Annotated in this window: 12 protein-coding genes and 1 pseudogene; 5 read left to right on the top strand and 8 right to left on the bottom strand. The window is 60.4% G+C overall.

Features of this window, described 5'->3' with window-relative positions; genetic code table 11:
- Positions 1-221 precede the first annotated feature (221 nt).
- Positions 222-1,406: pseudogene (locus K368_RS25835) on the top strand (IS3 family transposase).
- A 412-nt stretch (positions 1,407-1,818) separates the two neighbouring features.
- Here K368_RS25835 and K368_RS0105635 read toward each other — a convergent pair.
- The 6 genes from K368_RS0105635 to K368_RS0105615 all read right to left on the bottom strand — a co-directional run bounded on the left by K368_RS0105635 (position 1,819) and on the right by K368_RS0105615 (position 11,160).
- Positions 1,819-6,645: a calcium-binding protein gene (locus K368_RS0105635; protein ID WP_027171546.1), complete on the bottom strand. Its 4,827-nt coding sequence runs from the start codon at positions 6,643-6,645 to the stop codon at positions 1,819-1,821.
- 1,102 nt (positions 6,646-7,747) lie between these two features.
- Entirely contained in the window at positions 7,748-8,740 is a 993-nt protein-coding gene (locus K368_RS0105630) for an IS481 family transposase (protein ID WP_027171545.1), read from the bottom strand.
- Positions 8,741-9,295: 555 nt separating this feature from the next.
- Positions 9,296-9,640, bottom strand: a complete 345-nt coding sequence (locus K368_RS0105625; RefSeq protein WP_027171544.1) for a hypothetical protein — start codon at positions 9,638-9,640, stop codon at positions 9,296-9,298.
- 67 nt (positions 9,641-9,707) lie between these two features.
- Positions 9,708-10,118, bottom strand: coding sequence for a hypothetical protein (locus K368_RS0105620; RefSeq protein WP_027171543.1), 411 nt, complete (start codon positions 10,116-10,118; stop codon positions 9,708-9,710).
- Positions 10,115-10,741 (bottom strand): hypothetical protein, encoded by a 627-nt coding sequence (locus K368_RS26495; protein ID WP_155935028.1) that lies wholly within the window; start codon positions 10,739-10,741, stop codon positions 10,115-10,117. The genes K368_RS0105620 and K368_RS26495 overlap by 4 nt, the downstream gene beginning before the upstream one ends.
- 188 nt (positions 10,742-10,929) lie before the next feature.
- Positions 10,930-11,160 (bottom strand): DUF6471 domain-containing protein, encoded by a 231-nt coding sequence (locus K368_RS0105615; protein ID WP_027171542.1) that lies wholly within the window; start codon positions 11,158-11,160, stop codon positions 10,930-10,932.
- Between the two features lie 110 nt (positions 11,161-11,270).
- On the opposite strand from K368_RS0105615, the gene K368_RS0105610 reads away from it, so the two are divergent.
- On the top strand, positions 11,271-12,236 hold the full coding sequence (locus tag K368_RS0105610; RefSeq protein ID WP_027171541.1) for an IS1595 family transposase: 966 nt from the start codon (positions 11,271-11,273) through the stop codon (positions 12,234-12,236).
- Positions 12,237-12,278: 42 nt separating this feature from the next.
- On the opposite strand, the gene K368_RS26490 is transcribed toward K368_RS0105610, so the two are convergent.
- Entirely contained in the window at positions 12,279-13,016 is a 738-nt protein-coding gene (locus K368_RS26490) for a hypothetical protein (protein ID WP_155935026.1), read from the bottom strand.
- A 633-nt stretch (positions 13,017-13,649) separates the two neighbouring features.
- Positions 13,650-14,081: a hypothetical protein gene (locus K368_RS0105605; RefSeq protein WP_027171540.1), complete on the bottom strand. Its 432-nt coding sequence runs from the start codon at positions 14,079-14,081 to the stop codon at positions 13,650-13,652.
- A gap of 224 nt (positions 14,082-14,305) precedes the next feature.
- Between K368_RS0105605 and K368_RS0105600 the strand changes: the two genes are divergently transcribed.
- From K368_RS0105600 to K368_RS0105590, 3 genes are all read left to right on the top strand, one after another.
- Entirely contained in the window at positions 14,306-14,941 is a 636-nt protein-coding gene (locus K368_RS0105600) for a hypothetical protein (RefSeq protein WP_027171539.1), read from the top strand.
- Between the two features lie 28 nt (positions 14,942-14,969).
- Positions 14,970-16,535 (top strand): DUF2793 domain-containing protein, encoded by a 1,566-nt coding sequence (locus K368_RS0105595; protein ID WP_027171538.1) that lies wholly within the window; start codon positions 14,970-14,972, stop codon positions 16,533-16,535.
- An 82-nt stretch (positions 16,536-16,617) separates the two neighbouring features.
- The gene (locus K368_RS0105590; protein ID WP_027171537.1) at positions 16,618-17,292 is read left to right on the top strand and encodes a lysozyme; all 675 of its coding nucleotides are present in this window, start codon (positions 16,618-16,620) and stop codon (positions 17,290-17,292) included.
- Positions 17,293-17,303 lie beyond the last annotated feature (11 nt).

Below are 17,303 nucleotides of genomic sequence, written 5' to 3'. Positions count from 1 at the left end.
GGTGGGCTCCGCTGAAGGCCAGCGTCTCGCCGATGCGTACATCGCATTCATGGCGTGGAACCGAGGAGTGTCTGATGGTGAAGCGTTCAGAGCTTCCATTCGCGACATGTGGTCGGAGAATGGACTGATCGAACGGTTCTGGCATTTCGTCAGCGTGTTTGATCTTCCCCCGGTTCCACGGACACCTCTGATACGCTCCTTGCGGGCGGGGAAGGTGTTTGATGGCCAAGACGAGACGCGAGTTCACCCCGGAGTTCAAACGCGAGGCGGTGGCGCTGCTGGAGAGCAGCGGCCGCCCGCAGATGCAGATCGCGGCCGAACTCGGGATCCAACCCTCGATGCTGAGGCAGTGGCGCACGGGGCTGATGGGTGGCTCCCCACCGCCGCGGGTAGCAGGTCCACCGGGAGCCGCATCCGCAAGTTCGGTGGCTTCCCCCTCCGACCAGGCGGCCGAGATCGCCCGTCTGCGGCGTGAACTCGACCGGACGCGCATGGAGCGCGACGTCCTAAAAAAAGCGATCGGCATCTTTGCGGAGATGCCCAAGTGACGTTCGCCTTCATTGAGCAGCATGCGAGCACCTGGCCGGTGCGTCTCATGTGCCGCGTGCTCGAAGTCTCTCATAGCGGCTACTACGACTGGCGATCGCGTCCCGAGAGTGCGAGGTCGGCGTCCAACCGTCGCCTTCTCGACGACGTCCGCCGAATCCATGTCGGGCATCAGAAGCGCTACGGCTCGCCTCGGGTCCATGCCGTCCTGTGCGCAGAGGGGCGAACGACCAGTCGTGGGCGGGTGGAGCGCCTGATGCGCCGTCATGGCATCCGAGCCCTGGCAGGACGTCGATTCCGGCCCTGCACAACCGACAGCCGTCACGATCTGCCGATCGCGCCCAACCTCCTGAAGCAGCAGTTCTCCGCCGCGCTACCCAACACGGTCTGGCTGGCGGACATCACCTACCTGCCGACCGGAGAAGGCTGGCTTTACCTGGCGGCCGTCCTCGATCTCGCCACCCGCAAGATCGTCGGCTGGTCCATGCGCGAGCACATGCGGACCGAACTGACGTCGGCGGCCCTGATGATGGCCACTCCACGTCAGCGACCGAGGGCCGGCCTCATCTGTCACTCGGATCGCGGCAGCCAATACGCTGCCGAGGCCTATCGAAAGCTGCTCGTCGGCATGAAGGCGACGCCCTCCATGAGCCGGACAGGCTGGGGCTCACGATAACGCCCCGATGGAAAGCTTCTTCCACACCCTCAAGGTCGAACTCGTCCACCAGCGACGATGGGCGACCCGGGACGAGGCCCGACGCGACCTGTTCGCCTACATCGAAGGCTACTACAATCGGCAGCGCATCCACTCGGCTCTCGGCTACATCACGCCCGAGCAAGCCGAACGGAATGCGAGCTAAACCCCGTGTCCGTGGAACCGGGGGAAGATCATGTTGAATGGCCAACAGGCGAGCAATTCGCCTGAGTACGAATGGCTATCGGCCGCTACTGCCCTGCGATTGCAGATCGCTCGGTAAGGGCCGACATAAGGGGAAGCTTGGACCGGCGGCTTCCCCGCCGACCCGGCTGAAGGTCGGACCAAAAGACCGGCTTCATGCAACTCATGCTTTATCAGTGAACTTCACGAGTCGCAGGTGGCCAACGGGGTCCCAGCTATCGCGCCCGCTTTTGGATGCTCCCGCCCACAGGTTTGCCGTGTGTTGCGGGAGCAGCCTATTACGAATATCGTTCAAGCTGAACACGCAGATTTTTATGAGCATACAATATGCGTTTTGCATAAAATTCTTATGTAATTAGCTTTGGCTAATATACTTAGACGATTAGAAAATCAGCAAATGTTAGCTCGGTCTTGTTATCTAGGGTCGCGAGATGAATAGCTGCCGTTCCTCCGACGCCGTCGGCATCGTAGCTGAGACTTCCAGTTGCACGGTCATAGATGATGTGATCATTCCCATCTTGCGCAACGGTTCCGTTGACGAACATCCCTTTTAGGAGATGCGTGGGAACGGCGCCGTTTTCATCAGTGACCGCGGAGTAAATGTATCGGTCAAGATGAATTTTGTCCGACTCGGCCGAGTTAAAGTCGGACACATGGACAGTGGCGTTCCCGCCGCTTGACCATGTTGCAAAGAGGAACGTGTCACTGCCCTTGCCGCCAGCTAGGGTATCGGAACCACCTCCACCGTTCAGAGTGTTGCTAAGATTGTTGCCCGTCAACATGTCGTCGTAAGATGACCCCTGGACGTTCTCGATTCCGATTAGGGTGTCATCGCCGTCCGCTCCATGGGCTTCTCCTGTGGCAAGATTGACAGCCACCGAGCCAAACGCGCCGACATAAGAGACGGAATCCGATCCGTTGCCGCCATTCAAGATGTCGTTGCCTCGGCCGCCACTCAGCCAATCGTCTCCGGTGCCGGTGGTAAATCGATCGTTGCCTGAGCCACCGCTCAGTTTGATTGTCTCGACATTGGTGACGGTCGTACCATCACCTACAAGAGTGGTCGTTCCCATTGAGTCAGTCAGGATGAACGTCAGATCAGTCGTTGCCATCTCGCGATGAAGAAAGGCGATATCCGCGCCTGTCCCTCCATCGATGACGTCGACCCCATTGGAGGTTATGATCTCGTCATCGCCGCTTCCGCCAATCAACGTATCGCGGTCTGTCCAGGCGATCGTATAGGGGCTGTAGGGGTTATAGTCATCGAGGATGTCATCGTTGCCCGCACCGCCATTGAGATAATCGTCGCCGGCACCGCCGATGAGGCGATCGTCGCCAGCAGCCGTTGTGAAGCGATCATTGCCCGTGCCACCTATGAGGTTGACATTCTCGACCTGGACAATCGTGGTGCCATCTCCCACGAGCTCGGTAATTCCGCTTGATCCCGCCATGGAGAATGTAAGGCCTGCGATCGCTGAGGACCGATTGATGAAGGCCGTGTCTATACCGGTACCCCCGTTGATAGTGTCCGTGCCGCTATAGCTTGTAATGTTGTCATCGCCACTTCCACCTATCATAGTGTCTCGGTCCGGTGCGAGAAACGGGATGCTGCCGTAGTAGTCCGAGCTATCGACGAGGTAGTCGTTGCCAGCTCCGCCATTCAAGCGGTCGTTGCCGACTCCGCCGAACAGTCTGTCATCTCCGGCGGCGGCGGTGAAGCGATCGTTGCCCGCACCGCCGGTGAGACTGACGTTTTCGACATGGGTGATCGTGGTGCCGTCGCCCACGAGCTTTGTTACACCATCGGACCCCGTCATCGAGAATGACAGTGCGGCAGTCGCCGAGCCACGGTTGATGATGGCGGTGTCTGTGCCCGTACCGCCGTCGATGACATCGGCGCCAGCGTAGCTTCCAATGTCGTCGTCGCCGCTTCCGCCCAAGAGCTTGTCATTGCTCGTTGCAAAACTGAAGCCATACGGGTCGCCATCGTCGAGGCGGTCGTTGCCCGCGCCGCCATTCAGCATGTCGTCGCCGCCACCTCCCACCAGCACATCGTGGCCAGCTCCACCGTTCAGCTTATCGTTCCCGGTTCCGCCGTACAGGGTGTCATCGCCAGCAGTAGCTGTGAAGCGATCGTTGCCCGAGCCGCCGGTGAGGTACACGTTCTCGATATTCGTGATTGTGGTGCCGTCACCCACAAGTTTTGTGATGCCGGTGGACCCGGTCATGGAGAACGTCAGCGCGACTGTTGTTAATGAGCGATTGATGACGGCGGTGTCGGTACCTGTCCCGCCATCAAGGATGTCGGCCCCATCGTAGCTGGTAAGATTGTCGTCTCCACTTCCGCCTAAGAGACGGTCAATGCTCGCTACCTGGGTGAAGCCATAAAAATCGGCGTCGTAGAGGCGATCGCTACCCGCACCGCCGACCAGTGTGTCCTTGCCTAACCCGCCGTAGAGCACATCGTTACCGGCTCCACCGTTCAACTGATCATTGCCGGCTCCACCGTACAGGCTGTCATCGCCTGCACCGACAGTGAAGCGATCGTTGCCCATACCGCCGACGAGAGAAATGTTCTCGACATTGACAATTGTCGTCCCGTCACCTCCGATTTTGGTGATGCCGGTAGACCCCGTCATAGCGAATGATAGCGCTGTGATCGATGAGGATCGGTCGATGTATGCTGTGTCGGTGCCAGCGCCACCGTCGATAATATCCGCTCCATCGCGGCTCGAAATGCTGTCGTTTCCGGTTCCGCCCATGAACCGTTCGTTGCCAGTCGACGCACTGGAAGTGTAGCCGTTGAACTCGTTCAGGCGGTCGTCGCCTGCCCCGCCGTCGAGAGTATCATTCCCGGTTCCGCCGTTCAGCGTGTCGTCGCCCGTTCCACCCTTCAGCGTATCGTCCCCGGCGTCGCCGTCCAGCACATCGTTCCCAGCACCGCCATTCAGAGCGTCCTTGCCGCCGCCTCCGGAAAGGAAGTCATCGCTGGTGCCGGTGGTGAAGCGATCATTGCCCGAGCCGCCGATCAGGTGAAGGCTTTCCACGTTGACGATCGTCGTACCGTCTCCAGTGCGTCCAGTTGAGCCAGTCATGGAGAAAGTTTGAGCAACGAGGGCGGATGAGCGGTCAATGAAGGCGGTATCGAAGCCTGCTCCACCATCAATGGTGTCTGCCCCGCCGGCGCTTCTGATGACGTCGTCCCCAGTCCCACCGAGCAGTCTGTCGTTTCCGGTTGGCGCGTCAAGATAGGAGCCATCTCCGTCAATGAGGCTGTCGTTGCCGGCACCGCCGCTCAGCACGTCATTACCGAGCCCGCCATTCAGCGTGTCGGCGCCGGCGCCCGCGGTAAAGCGATCATTGCCGGAACCGCCGGTCAGGCTGATGGTCTCGATACCAACGACCGTCGTTCCGTCGCCAATGAGCGTCGTGACAGTCCCGGCATCTGCCATGGTGAATGTCAGGTTTGCGGTAGCCGAAACGCGGTTAAGAGTGAGGCTATCGGTTCCGGTTCCCCCGTCGATCACGTCCCGACCGCTATAGCTTGAGATACGGTCGTTACCGCTTCCACCCAGCAATCGGTCGTTATCCGTGGAGGTGGCGCCCGAGTAGCCATTCCCATCGTTCAGGCTGTCATCCCCGGAACCACCATCGAGAAGGTCGGACCCTTCACCGCCGGTCAGGTAGTCGTTGTCAGCACCGCCCTTCAAGCGGTCGTTACCAATCCCCCCAGAGAGAGAATCCGTGCCTTCACCACCATCGAGTTGGTCGTTACCGGCTCCGCCGTCGAGCGTGTCGTTACCTGTCGCCGCCGTGAAGCGATCGTTACCCGAGCCTCCAGTTAGGCTGATGGTCTCGACATGAATGACCCGCGTGCCATCACCGTTAAGGGTGGTCGTTCTGTCGGATCCGGCCATGATGAAGGTCAGGTCATTGACCGCTGACGAGCGGTTGATCGTGACGCTGTCGCTGTCAGCGCCGCCATCGATAAAGTCAGCGCCACCATAGCTAGCTAACCGATCGGAACCGCCTCCGCCGATGAGCCTGTCGTTGCCGATTAGGACCGTCCAGGACGGATACGTGGCGTCCGAGAGAGAGTCATTGCCGGCTCCGCCGTCGAGGAGGTTTGCTCCTCCTCCACCCGATAGAGTGTCATCGCCGTCACCGCCTCGCAGCGTATCATTACCTGCCCCGCCGTCTAAAGTGTCGCCACCGTTGCCGCCGTTCAGCTGATCATTGCCGATGCCACCAAACAAGGTATCGAACCCGTCGCCTCCGTTCAGGATGTCGTTGCTGCCACCGCCGTTAAGCAGGTCGTTGCCGCTGCCCGTGGTGAAGCGGTCGTTGCCTGATCCGCCAATCAGGCTAACAGTTTCCACATTCACGACCGTGGTGCCGTCTCCCACCAGGGTGGTCTTGCTGGTCGATCCGGTCATCGTGAAAGTGAGACCGGCCGTTGCGGTGAAGCGGTCGAGGGTGACGCTGTCTAGACCGGATCCGCCATCAATGATGTCAACCCCGCCGTTGCTCGACATGCGATCGTCGCCGTTGCCGCCAAGCATCTTGTCAGTATCATGGGGGGCTTCAGGCGAGAAGCCGAAATATGAGTAGTCACTTAGACTGTCGTTGCCGCCGCCGCCCGAAAGAATATTTCGTCCACCGCCGCCGATGAGCGTGTCGTTACCGTCGCCCGTGGTAAACCGATCATTGCCGGTCCCACCGGTAAGGCTGATCGACTCGACATTAAGGACCCTAGTCCCATCACCCACGAGGGTGGTGGAGGAGCCCGTCATCGAAAAGGTCAGGTTCGCCTTGGTCGATGAGCGATCGAGGATCAGGCTATCGATACCCGAGCCGCCGTCGATCGTGTCCACGCCGCCGTAGCTCTCGATAAGATCCTTCCCGGCTCCGCCGATGAGACGGTCATTGCCTGCGGTCGAACCCAGGACGTAGCGGTTGTCGCCGTCTCGAAGGCTGTCGTCGCCATCTCCGCCGTTCAGGCTGTCGTTGTCCGCACCGCCATCCAGGACGTCGTTGCCACCGCCACCGACCAACGTGTCGTTGCCGCCGTTGCCGTAAATATAATCGTTCCCGTTGTTGGAATTCTGATTCGACCCTGCAGGGCCGCCATATATTAGGTCGCCTTCGGCGCCACCAGTTAGATTAAAATCACTTTGGACTGTGCCGAAGATCTTTGCCATTTTTCCTGGTAGCCTATCAAGCAGCACAATTGATGGAATATCTAAGTCAACTCTGCGACGGAATTAGCATCAAGGGCTTGCGCCCAATGTTCATGGCAAATTTTTTACTAAACCTGCCGTAAATGCTTCCGCTACCAGCGACAGAGCAGAATGATTCTGAATTTCCGGACTTGGATACCGCAAATTGTTGTGGGGTGCAAAACGGTTGTTGAGGGTGCGACCTCGCTGAGCAAAGCAAATTGGCATGCTTGCCTTTTAAAAAAGGACTTCAAACGTAAAATATTGTTGTAGGATAAGGGTTTGTCTCCAGGTGTGGCCCCTGCGAAACAATTCTTGCCTTTATTAATGCAGGGTGTTCGAAGGCTTCACTCGGTAATCGCGATGATTCTTCGATCCCGATTTAATCGCGCGTTAGGCCGCAGCGAAGTCCATTCAGTGTCTCGGTATGAGGCGATGCCTAGGCTCAGTTCCTAACACAAGATGAGGGCGCTCGCGAAGCGGGGAGACCAGCCCTGCTTCCATAGAACCGTCATAAGGCAGCGTTCGGCCTTTAGCTGCACCCGTGGCTGGGACCGCACGCCTTTTGAAACTTCGTCGGTCGACACAGGGGCATGTAAGAGTTTTGCATCGGCGCTATCGCCGCCCGGGGCGGGGTGTGCTGTCGCCTCGCTCAGGGTGCTATCCGTCTAGCCGAGGACAGCGGCTGCTGACGATTGAGGAACGACGCCGCGAGGGGAGCAAGAACAGCTTGAATGTCGCCCGCGTCATCAGCCGAGAGTGGCAGGCGTGGACGCAAAGTGACGGCTGGGCCGGGACAGAGAGGATAGGGTGCAATGCGATTCATCCACGGATAAAGGGGTGCCGACTCTGGGGAAAACCCAGGCCAGAAGCCCCCTTAGAAAGCTGCCGGAACGGCAGGGGCGCTTACACGCCAGCAGCTCGCGAGAATCCACGCGGGCGGTGAAGGTCATGCAGTGTGACAGCATGCTGCCGTTCGACGAGCCGGTCACTGTCCTTCCGAACCGTCCAAGGCTTTGCTCGCAGCCGACCGGTATCTGGGTGAGGGAAGAGCGATGACCTGTCAAACGCGAGATGTTGCTGACTAGATGTTTGGTCCCGGGATTTGGTGGATCGGGTTTGACCTGAAGCGACCGGGCTCGGCAGACCATGCTTTGCAGATGGCCTCGTAGGGTGTGAGGCCACGCAGGGTCTTCAGGCGGCGGCCAAAATTGTAGGCGCTGACGAAGTCGGCCAGGTGAGCACGAAGTTGCTCGTGGCTTTCGTAGTGGTAGCGCTTGACCGTCGCGTCCTTGATCGTGCGGTTCATTCGCTCGACCTGCCCATTCGTCCAAGGGTGCCGCGGCTTGGTCAGGCGATGGTCGATATCGTTGCGGGCACAGGCGGACTCAAAGCTGTGGGCTCGGAATGTCTCGCCGGCTGCAATCGCCTCCTTGATGATGGAGGCGGCCGAGGCGATGTTGCCGGGTGTCGTGGAGTGGGTGCCATTGTCGGTGAGCACCGTGTGCACCTTGTAGGGCACCGCCTCGATGAGATGGCGGAGGAAGTCGCCGGCAACCCGCCGGGTCGCCTTCTCATGGAGCTCGACGAAGGCGAACTTGGTCGTGCGGTCGATGGCGACGAGCAGGTAGAGCCGCCCTTCCGCCGTGTGGACCTCAGCCAGATCGATGTGGAAGTAGCCGAGCGGATAGACCTTGAAGCGCGACCGCTTGGGCTTGTCGCCGTCGACCTCCAGCAGTCGGCTTATGCCGTGCCGCTGCAGGCAGCGATGCAGCGATGAGCGGGTCAGGTGCGGGATCGTGGCCTGGAGCGCGTAAAGGCAATCGTCCAGCTGCAGGAGCGTATGTCGTCGGAAAGCGACGATGATCGCCTCCTCCTCGACCGTGAGCACGGTGGAGCGCGGCTCTTTAGGTCCCATCCGGGCATCCGCCGTCGTCGCCAGTTTGCGCCACTTCTGCACCGTCGTCGGACTGACGCTGTAGCGCCGGGCCAGCGCCCTTACGCTCTCTTCACGTAGCTGGATCGCGCGACGGACTGCCTCCGTCGTGGTGGCGCTTCCATGGAGAACTTGGCCCATAGCGCTTCCCTCGCAGCATGGTGCTCAACCGTATCACCACACCGCGGGATCAAACACCTAGTTGAGCCCAGTGGCGGTCGCTTGTAGGGCTGCGGCGCCCGCCATCGGTTCCGCGCACCAACTCGACCGTGACGCCGACGACATCGTCCAGATGCGCCTAGGCATGGTCTGCCGTCAGTGCACCCAGCCCGGCTCGATTTCGCCAGCGTCAGGCAGGAAAGGTCACCGAACGCTCTGCCCCCGGCAACGACGCGCGGGAGGCCGCAGTGCCCAATACTCAGCGTTTGGGCCGGACGGTTGCCATCGAGGGCCAGAAGCGCTCAAGCGTACTTTGGAACACGCTGCGATGAGCAGAAAACGTAACGACGATCGCGACCCGTTCCCCGACCGTCGCAAAATAGTCGGTGTAAAATTCCGGCCTTATGGAGCAAATGCACCAAATATGATGGCATAGGCCATCACCCGTCATGGCGTTGGATACGATGGTGCCGCAATGCTTCGTGCCCGACCTTGCGGTCGTCCTTGAGCTTACGTCCTGAACGGCTTGCGGCTGGATCAGCCTAGTTCGGGCTGTGGCTCTGCCGCAAGCGCCGCTATGAGGTCTCGCCGCTTCTGATTGAGCCTCGCGTTGGGAGGCCATGCGGTGATGACCCGTCGCTTGACGGCCAAGACGTAAATGCGTTCGCCCGCGGTCTTGAGACGGACAGAAAAGATGGCTCGGCCCTTCGGCCTCTCGACCAACCGCAGAGCCCGCCCTTTGGTGATATCGTTGAGCATGCCGGTGAACTCGCCCGGTGCCATGACGATGCCATAGCGAGCTAAAAGCTGGCGGTGGAAGTGCCAGTGATCGGACGGGATGGACGCGCCTAGCCAGCGCTCGTCAAAGATCTCATCGACCATCACGAGGCCTACGGTTGCCCGTCCTCTTCGTCATCAATGACGGGTGGTATCCCAAAGACGGCCTCTGTCAGAAGATGAGAACCAGCACGTTCCAAACGATGATAACGACCGCCGCGCCGTTGGCGAGGGTCTGCGACCAGTTCTCTAGCGCAATCACCGGCTTGAGAATGACCACGAGCAGGGCAAGCAGGAAAAGCCAAATTAGCCCGTAGACGGAGGATCGTATGCCTGCCCGCGTCGAGATGAAGCTATTAGACTGGCCCATTCTTTCCTCAATCCCGTTCAAGGTGAGGTGAAGCTGGGCTGCAGAAGCAACCGTAATCGCGACGATAACCCCAAGAACGTTCAGAAGCTCATGATTCACAAAGGCGGCAAAAAAGGTGTTTTTGTCACCAATTACGTTTGGCGCCGCAGCAGCAAGCACAACCACGATTGCGCTGAGGCAAAGCAGAATGCAATAACTGATGGTGTTGGTCATCGCTTAAAAATACGATCCCAAATGATAGAAAGGATCGTCCTTTCGTCGGCCCCCTCAGGAGTTTCCACATTAGCAGTTTCTATTGTCTTTGACGAGCTAAAAGAGGCATTATTCATAGCTTTGGCCTTAACCTCGCCCCCGCCTTCCAATGCGTATCCGCCAATCTCCGAAATTTTGTTGTCTTTAAGCTGCATTCCGTCTTCGTTGGCTAAAACAATTCGCGCCCTTTTTGCATTAAATTTGTCTTTTGCTTGCCGCATTTCCTCGTCAACGGTAGTTCTTAGGCCAAACATGTTGGGGGTATTCAGATCGAACTGAATATATGTTATATCGTATGGGTGCTGCTCGATAAATGATTTGAAGCTGTCGATGTGGCTAATGGGGTTCGCGGCAATCGCAAAGGGTGCGTCATACCTTTTGTTAATTTGCGACACCATTGATCTCAATATAACTAGCGGAGCGCCAAGCTCCGACTGCTCAAAGGCAACTTTCTGGCCGTCTTCGTGATGACGGGGGTCATTATAGATATGGGCTGCGGTCCAACTTTCTCGTCTTATTTCCTCCAATCCACCTTCCGGCGGTTCATTTTCCTTTATTATTTTGGGTCTTCCAATTCGTCCCATCAATATTTGTGGAGCGTCATCGCCGTATCCTTCTTGGAAACGGGAACATAATGATACGTTTTGCGGCGGTGAACGAAGGTAAATTGAATATTAAAAACAATTCTTAGCCAAAGCTCTCTTGGCATATCGGTGGCAAATAGGCCCGTGTTTTTTGTAAGAACTAGTCGGATCAACTCAAAGCGCATAACTCATTCGATCCTAATGTCTTTCGCCCCAATCGCTACTAGAACTTGCAGCAGAAAAACAGCCGTAAATTTACCTCGCGCGAGCTTGTTGCGAATGTTCGGCTCGGTCTCCTTCACGCCGATGGCGGCGAGCTTGTCGACAAGCTGCGCGTAGGTGACGCCCTTACGCTTCAGTTCCGCCTTCAGGATCGCCTTCACGCGCGTATCCCAATGCTCCTCTAGGCCTTCGGTCATGCGTCTGCATCCTATCTGATTGCGGATGCAATCATACGCGATGCTTTTGCCCTTGACTACGAAGCACTCATGCCATCATATGAGATGCATAAGCATTTGATATGATGGCAATGGCCTCACACTTCCTCCTTTCCGCAGCCGCCCGCACCCTTTCGCTCAAGGCGATCTACAAGGGCGGCGAGGACGCGGCCTACCAGACCTTCAAGCGCCTTCGCTGGCCCGAGACGGATGGTGAGCCCGTGTGCCCGGCTTGCGGTTGCCTCGACCACTACGACATCTCGACCCGTCGTCGCTTCAAGTGCGCGGGCTGCGGCAAGCAGTTCAGCGTCACCAGCGGGACCATCTTCGCTTCGCGCAAGCCGGCCTTCACGGACCTGTGCGCCGCCGTCGCCATCTTCGTGAATGCGGTGAAGGGCCTCTCGGCCCTGCAACTCGGTCGCGACCTGTCGGTGTCCTACAAGACCGCATTTGTCCTTGCTCACAAGCTGCGCGAGGCCCTTTCGGCTGAGACGGCTGGCCTTGGCCTCGACGGCGAGGTTGAGATCGACGGCGCGTACTTCGGCGGTCACGTCCGCCCTGAGAACCGCAAGGAGGATCGCAAGGATCGCCGCCTCAAGGAGAACCAGAGCGACAAGCGCCGCGTCGTGATCGTCATGCGTCAGCGCAAGGGCCGGACCCTGACGTTCGTCGCCAAGCGTGAAGCCGAGGGCGTCGCCCTGGCTCAGCAGCACGTCGCCAAGGGCTCCAAGGTCTATGCTGACGAAGCCGGTCACTGGGACGACCTGAACGTCGCCTTCCCTGACATGGGCCGCATCAACCATTCCGAGGCCTACTCGGCTGACGGTGCCAACACGAACCAAGCCGAGAGCTTCTTCGCCCGCCTGCGCCGCATGGTGTCGGGCCAGCACCACTTCGTCTCCGCCCGCTACCTTCACCAGTACGCCGCCGAGGCTGCTTGGAAGGAGGACAACCGTCGCCTCCCGAACGGCACGGCCTTCGCTCAGACGATCCGCCTGACGATGGCGTCCCCCGTCAGCCGGGCTTGGAAGGGGTATTGGCAACGGGGCAATGTGTGAGGATCGACAGACAGGCTATCTCCGAAAACTCTCCTATTCCCCTTACTCAAATGAGCCAACGGCGATAGACAAAAGATCTGCCATTGATTCTGCTAACCCAGAATCAAGACAATTAATGCATTTTCCATATAATTCAGTGTTGACAGGCACTAGAATTGCAGGATTTTCTGGCTTGTGAATTAAATCTTGCTGCAACTCTGTGCATATATCTCTGCAATGGCATTCTTCACTTTGGCATAGATCTATCCTTGTCTGCATTGTTGCCAGCAGCTCTGTAAACTTATTATCAACTACTGGGCAGTCTCTGATTTTGTAATCACTATAATTGCTGGGCTGCAAATTGTGCATCCTATCAACAAGAAGTATATTGAAAACTCTGTTCTCGTCCCAAAAACCAATAACGCGTCCCAGCGCCATAGATATTTGGAACTGATAGAACTCATATTCTTCTGGGTTGTTCCTATAGTCCTCGTCGACCCATGAAAAATCCGACCGAGCCATAGGAACGTTCTTCGCATTCCAGTCAATCGAATGATATCGCCAAGCAACTTTTACTGCCGGGTCTGAATATATGTAGCTTACTGGCTTGCTTGATAAATCATGAAGTTTTTCAAGAAAGGATGCGAGCCACGATCCATCAACAACTCCAAGGCCAAATAAATCGTGCTGTTTCCAATATCTAAATGAAAATGTCCAAAGCTTTTGATCTTGGACAGCCCTTTGCGGCTTTGGAGGCGCGGGTACTTTGGTTGGGCTTGAAACAAGAACAGGCTTTGCCATCGCAGAGTCTAGCGTGCCACTCTTGCTTTATAATATTCTTGCATAGTCCTATCTGCTATTACTTCTTCGCATCGCTGGCTCGACCTGTATCCACGTCGAGCCTCAATCCACGGCAGTTCTTCGTGAGTCATCTGCTCCAACTGGTAGTCTGCATATACCTATAATACCGCATTGCAATGCTTTATCTTCTTGCGACTGATTGATTCGATGTCAAAATCGATTTGCACATCGCTGACCTTAATTGACGAATACAGCGATTTTCCTTCCTTGAACCTATCGTATATTCTCCGATTTACAGGTCCATGTACCCACGCCTGGAAATCGGCATCAAATCAGCGCTTTCCATCATGTAGTGCAAGGTGCCAAGCCTGAACGTAATATAAAAGCTTATGAAGCTTGAGCGTATTTAAAGGGCATGATTCTTCATCAAGCTTTACGATAATATAATCGCACGCCGTATTGATGTTCATCATGCATTATCGGCAAGAGTAGCTGATACGCCCATCTCGCCAGCTTCCGTTCGCTCCACGCCGTAACTGCTGGCGCCATACAAAAAATCCCGGCCGCTGCCCGGTCGGGATTTTGAAAAACGCCATCTTCGAAACCGAAAAGATGTCAAGAAAAATATCGCCGCTACCACGCCATTGCCCGCCACACCTGACCGTCCTTCGTCCGCTCCCCCTCGACCATCCGGCTCGCCCGCATCCGTCTGAGGGCGCAGCCGACGCGGCGGGTTACGTCCGTCAGTAGCCGACGGTCGCGCCCGTCCTTGCCCTCTGTCTGGCAAACAAGGACCGCTAGCTGGCGAGCCGTCAGAGGCTCGTCCGCCTTGCGTATCTCGGCCAAGAGGTAGTCCCGCAGTTCGTTGCGGTAGAACAGGACGATGCGGGCTGCGCGAGGCGTGGAGCCTACCAGTTCGCCCCGATACCCGCAGGCATCCAGCACCCTATCTAGGGCCTCTATGTCGTTGGAGAGGATCGCCATGCGCTCGCGCAGCTCGGCGTTCTCTCGGCTCAGTTCCTCGCGCTTGGCGAGCAATCCGTTGATAAGGGTCTGGTCCTGCATTTTGCCATCACAGGCGATGGCATAGGCCTTTACCTAGCGTGCTTTTTGGTGCATTTGCTCCATAAGGCCGCGATTATCCCGCCTGCCTCGGCGAGACGCTGCCGCCGGGACCGCTTTGGCGCTTCGACCGGGGAACCCGGCTCGACCTGCGCCTGCGCCATGCCGGTGCCCTGTCCTCCATCGGGGAGGGCGATGCGCTCTCCGGCGGCAACCTGTTCGCCCTCGTGGGCGAGGATGGTCGGATCGAGATCATCGCGGCGGCGGGCGCCGAACTGATCGGCCCCGGCACCTATCGCCTCAGCCGGCTGCTGCGCGGCCTGATGGGGAGCGAGGAGCTCAGCCGGCGCACCAACCCGGCCGGATGCCTCGTGGTGCGCCTCGACGACGGGGCGGTGGTACCCCTGCTGGACCGGCTCGACGAGGCGGGCCGGCCGTTCCGCTACCGGATCGGGCCGGCCACCCGCGACCCCGGCGATCCGAGCTATGTCGAACTGCAGGCGAGCGCCGGCCTCCTGCCGCTTCGTCCGCTCGCGCCGGTGCATCCGGCCGCGCGGCGCGAGGCCGGCGGGATCAGGCTGTCCTGGCTCCGCCGGGCGCGGCGGGACGCCGATGGCTGGGAGCCGATGGACATCCCGCAGGACGAACCGGGCGAGACCTACCTCGTCGAGATCCACGCGGCGGACGGATCGACCCTGCGGATTGCCCGGACGACCGAGCCGGCGCTTCTCTACGCCACCGCCGACGAGGCCGCCGATTTCGGCGCGCCTCAGACACGCCTCGACGTGAGCGTCGCCCAGGTCGGCACCGTCGCCGGCCCCGGCCCGGGCCGCCGCGCCCTCCTGCCCGTGCGCTCCGCCTGAGCGACCCGACCGACCCGGAGTCTCCCCTATGTCGCTGACGACAGACAACCTCGCCCTGCCGCTGATCGCGGCGGCGCAGGCGGGAAAACACGTCACCCACAACGAGGCCCTGCTGGTCCTCGACAGGCTCGTGCAGCTCGCCTGCCTGGACAAGGACCTGACGGCCCCGCCGCCGGCCCCCGCGGAGGGAGACCGCTACCTCGTCGCCGGCGCCGCGCCCACCGGCGCCTGGACCGGGCTCTCCGGCCGCATCGTCCATTTCCAGGACGGTGTCTGGAACGGGCTGGCGCCGAGGGCCGGGTGGCTCGCCTATCTGGCGGACGAGGACGCCTTCTACCGCTTCGACGGCACCGCCTGGACCGGCCTCGCCGGGACCCTCTCGGTCCTGCGGAACCTCGCCCTCCTCGGCCTCGGCACCGAAGCGGATGCGGAGAACCCCTTCGCGGCCAAGCTCAACAAGGCCCTGTGGACGGCGCGCGCCACGGCGGAGGGCGGCACCGGCGACCTGCGATTGGCCCTGAACAAGGCGGCTACGGGCAACGTCCTGTCGCTCCTGCTCCAAACCGGATTCTCGGCACGCGCCGAGATCGGCCTCGTGGGCGACGACAGCCTGACGGCGAAGGTCTCGGCGGACGGGACGAACTGGGCCCATGCCTGGCGGGCGCTGGGGAATAGCGGCTTCGTCGGATTCGGTTCGGCCGCTTCGCCGGGCGGCCCGGTGCCGACAGCGCCGCTCTTCGTCTCGGGCTCGTCGAATTCCGCCCTGCTCCAGCTCGAATGCTACGCCGCCGGCTCGCCGGTGGCCAACATCACCACGCGCATCGCCCGCGGCACCCCGGCCGCCCCCGCCGGCATCCTCGCCGGAGACCGGTTCTTCGGTTTCTTCGGCCGGGGCTACCAGGCGACGGGTGGGTTCTCCGGCAACATGGTCACCTTCAACGGCCTCGCCGAGGAGGATTTCACGGCCACGGCACAGGGCACGTTGGTCGATTTCCAAACGACGGAGATCGGCACGAGCACGCGCCGGTCCGTGGTCAAGTTCAGGGGCAACGGCGCCCTCGAACTCGTCTCCCGCACCGGCACGCCCAGCCAGGGCCTCGCGCCCGGGCAGATCCTGTTCGACGGCACCGCCGCCGCGTTCAGGGGCTACAACGGGACGCGCTGGTCCCGCCTCACGAACCTGCCCCGGTTCGCAGCCGCCATGAGCGCGGACACGACGATCCCGGCGGGCGCCTGGACCAAGGTGGCGTTCAACACCGCCGAGGTGAACGACCAGGGCGCGTTCGTGCCCGCCACGAACCGGTTCGTCGCACCCGAGGCCGGCACCTACACGTTCGGCGCGGGCCTCGCCTTCCGCAGGATCGGCAGCGCGTCGCCCAGCGCGCTCCAGGCCCGATTCCACCGCAACGGCGCGGCGTCCCCGCGCCACCGGGCGGGCGCGACCTCTCTCGTCGACGGCGTCTCGACCCTCGCCCTCACGGCGACCCTCGCTCTCGCCGCCGGCGACACGGTGGAGGTGTTCGCGCATTTCACCGGCGCCGAGGGCGGCATCCTCGCCGCCGACACGGCGTTCTGGGGCCTCGCAATGCCCTGAACCGCCCGGGAGGCGGCGTCCTCCCGGGTTCGCGCGTCGCAGGACGCCGCGCCTCCCCCCGTTCCCAACCCCGGAGTGAACCATGGACCTCAGCGCCATCGGCAGTGCCGTGCTCGTCGCCCGCGAGGGACGGCGCCTCGACGCCTACCGCGATTCCGTCGGCATCTGGACCATCGGCATCGGCCATACCAGCGCGGCGGGGCCACCCGTGGTGACACCGGGCCTGCGCCTGACGGCGGCGGAATGCGACGCCGTCTTCGCCCGCGATGTCGGCCGCTTCGTGCGCACCGTCGCGGCGGCGGTGCCCGACGATCTGCCCGACCATGCCTTCGATGCCCTGGTCTCCCTCTGCTTCAACATCGGCGAGGGTGCGTTCCGTCGCTCGACCGTCGTGCGGCGCCTGAAGGCCGGTGACCGCGCGGGCGCCGCCGAAGCGATCTTGATGTGGAACCGGCCCTCCTCCCTGATCCCGCGCCGGCGGGCGGAATACGACCAGTTCCGCACGCCCTACGCGACCTCCCTGCCGCGCGCCCGCTCCACCGATCCCACGGTGATCCCGCGCCCGGCCGGCCCGGTGAGGGAGCGACCGGAGGAACGGTCGGGGATCGTTCCGAACCCGGCCATCGGTTCCGAGCGCCGCCCCCTCCCCCGCACGCCCTCGGTGCGGCCCGCGCCGCCGCAGCGAAGCGCCGCGTCGGCGGGCGCCTGGGAGCGCCTCAAGGCCTCGTTCCGGGCTCTGTTCGGCGCCCGCGCCTGAACCCGGAGAAC

This window comes from Methylobacterium sp. 10 (assembly GCF_000519085.1).
Lineage (GTDB): Bacteria > Pseudomonadota > Alphaproteobacteria > Rhizobiales > Beijerinckiaceae > Methylobacterium.
This window is presented reverse-complemented; position numbering and strand designations above follow the sequence as displayed.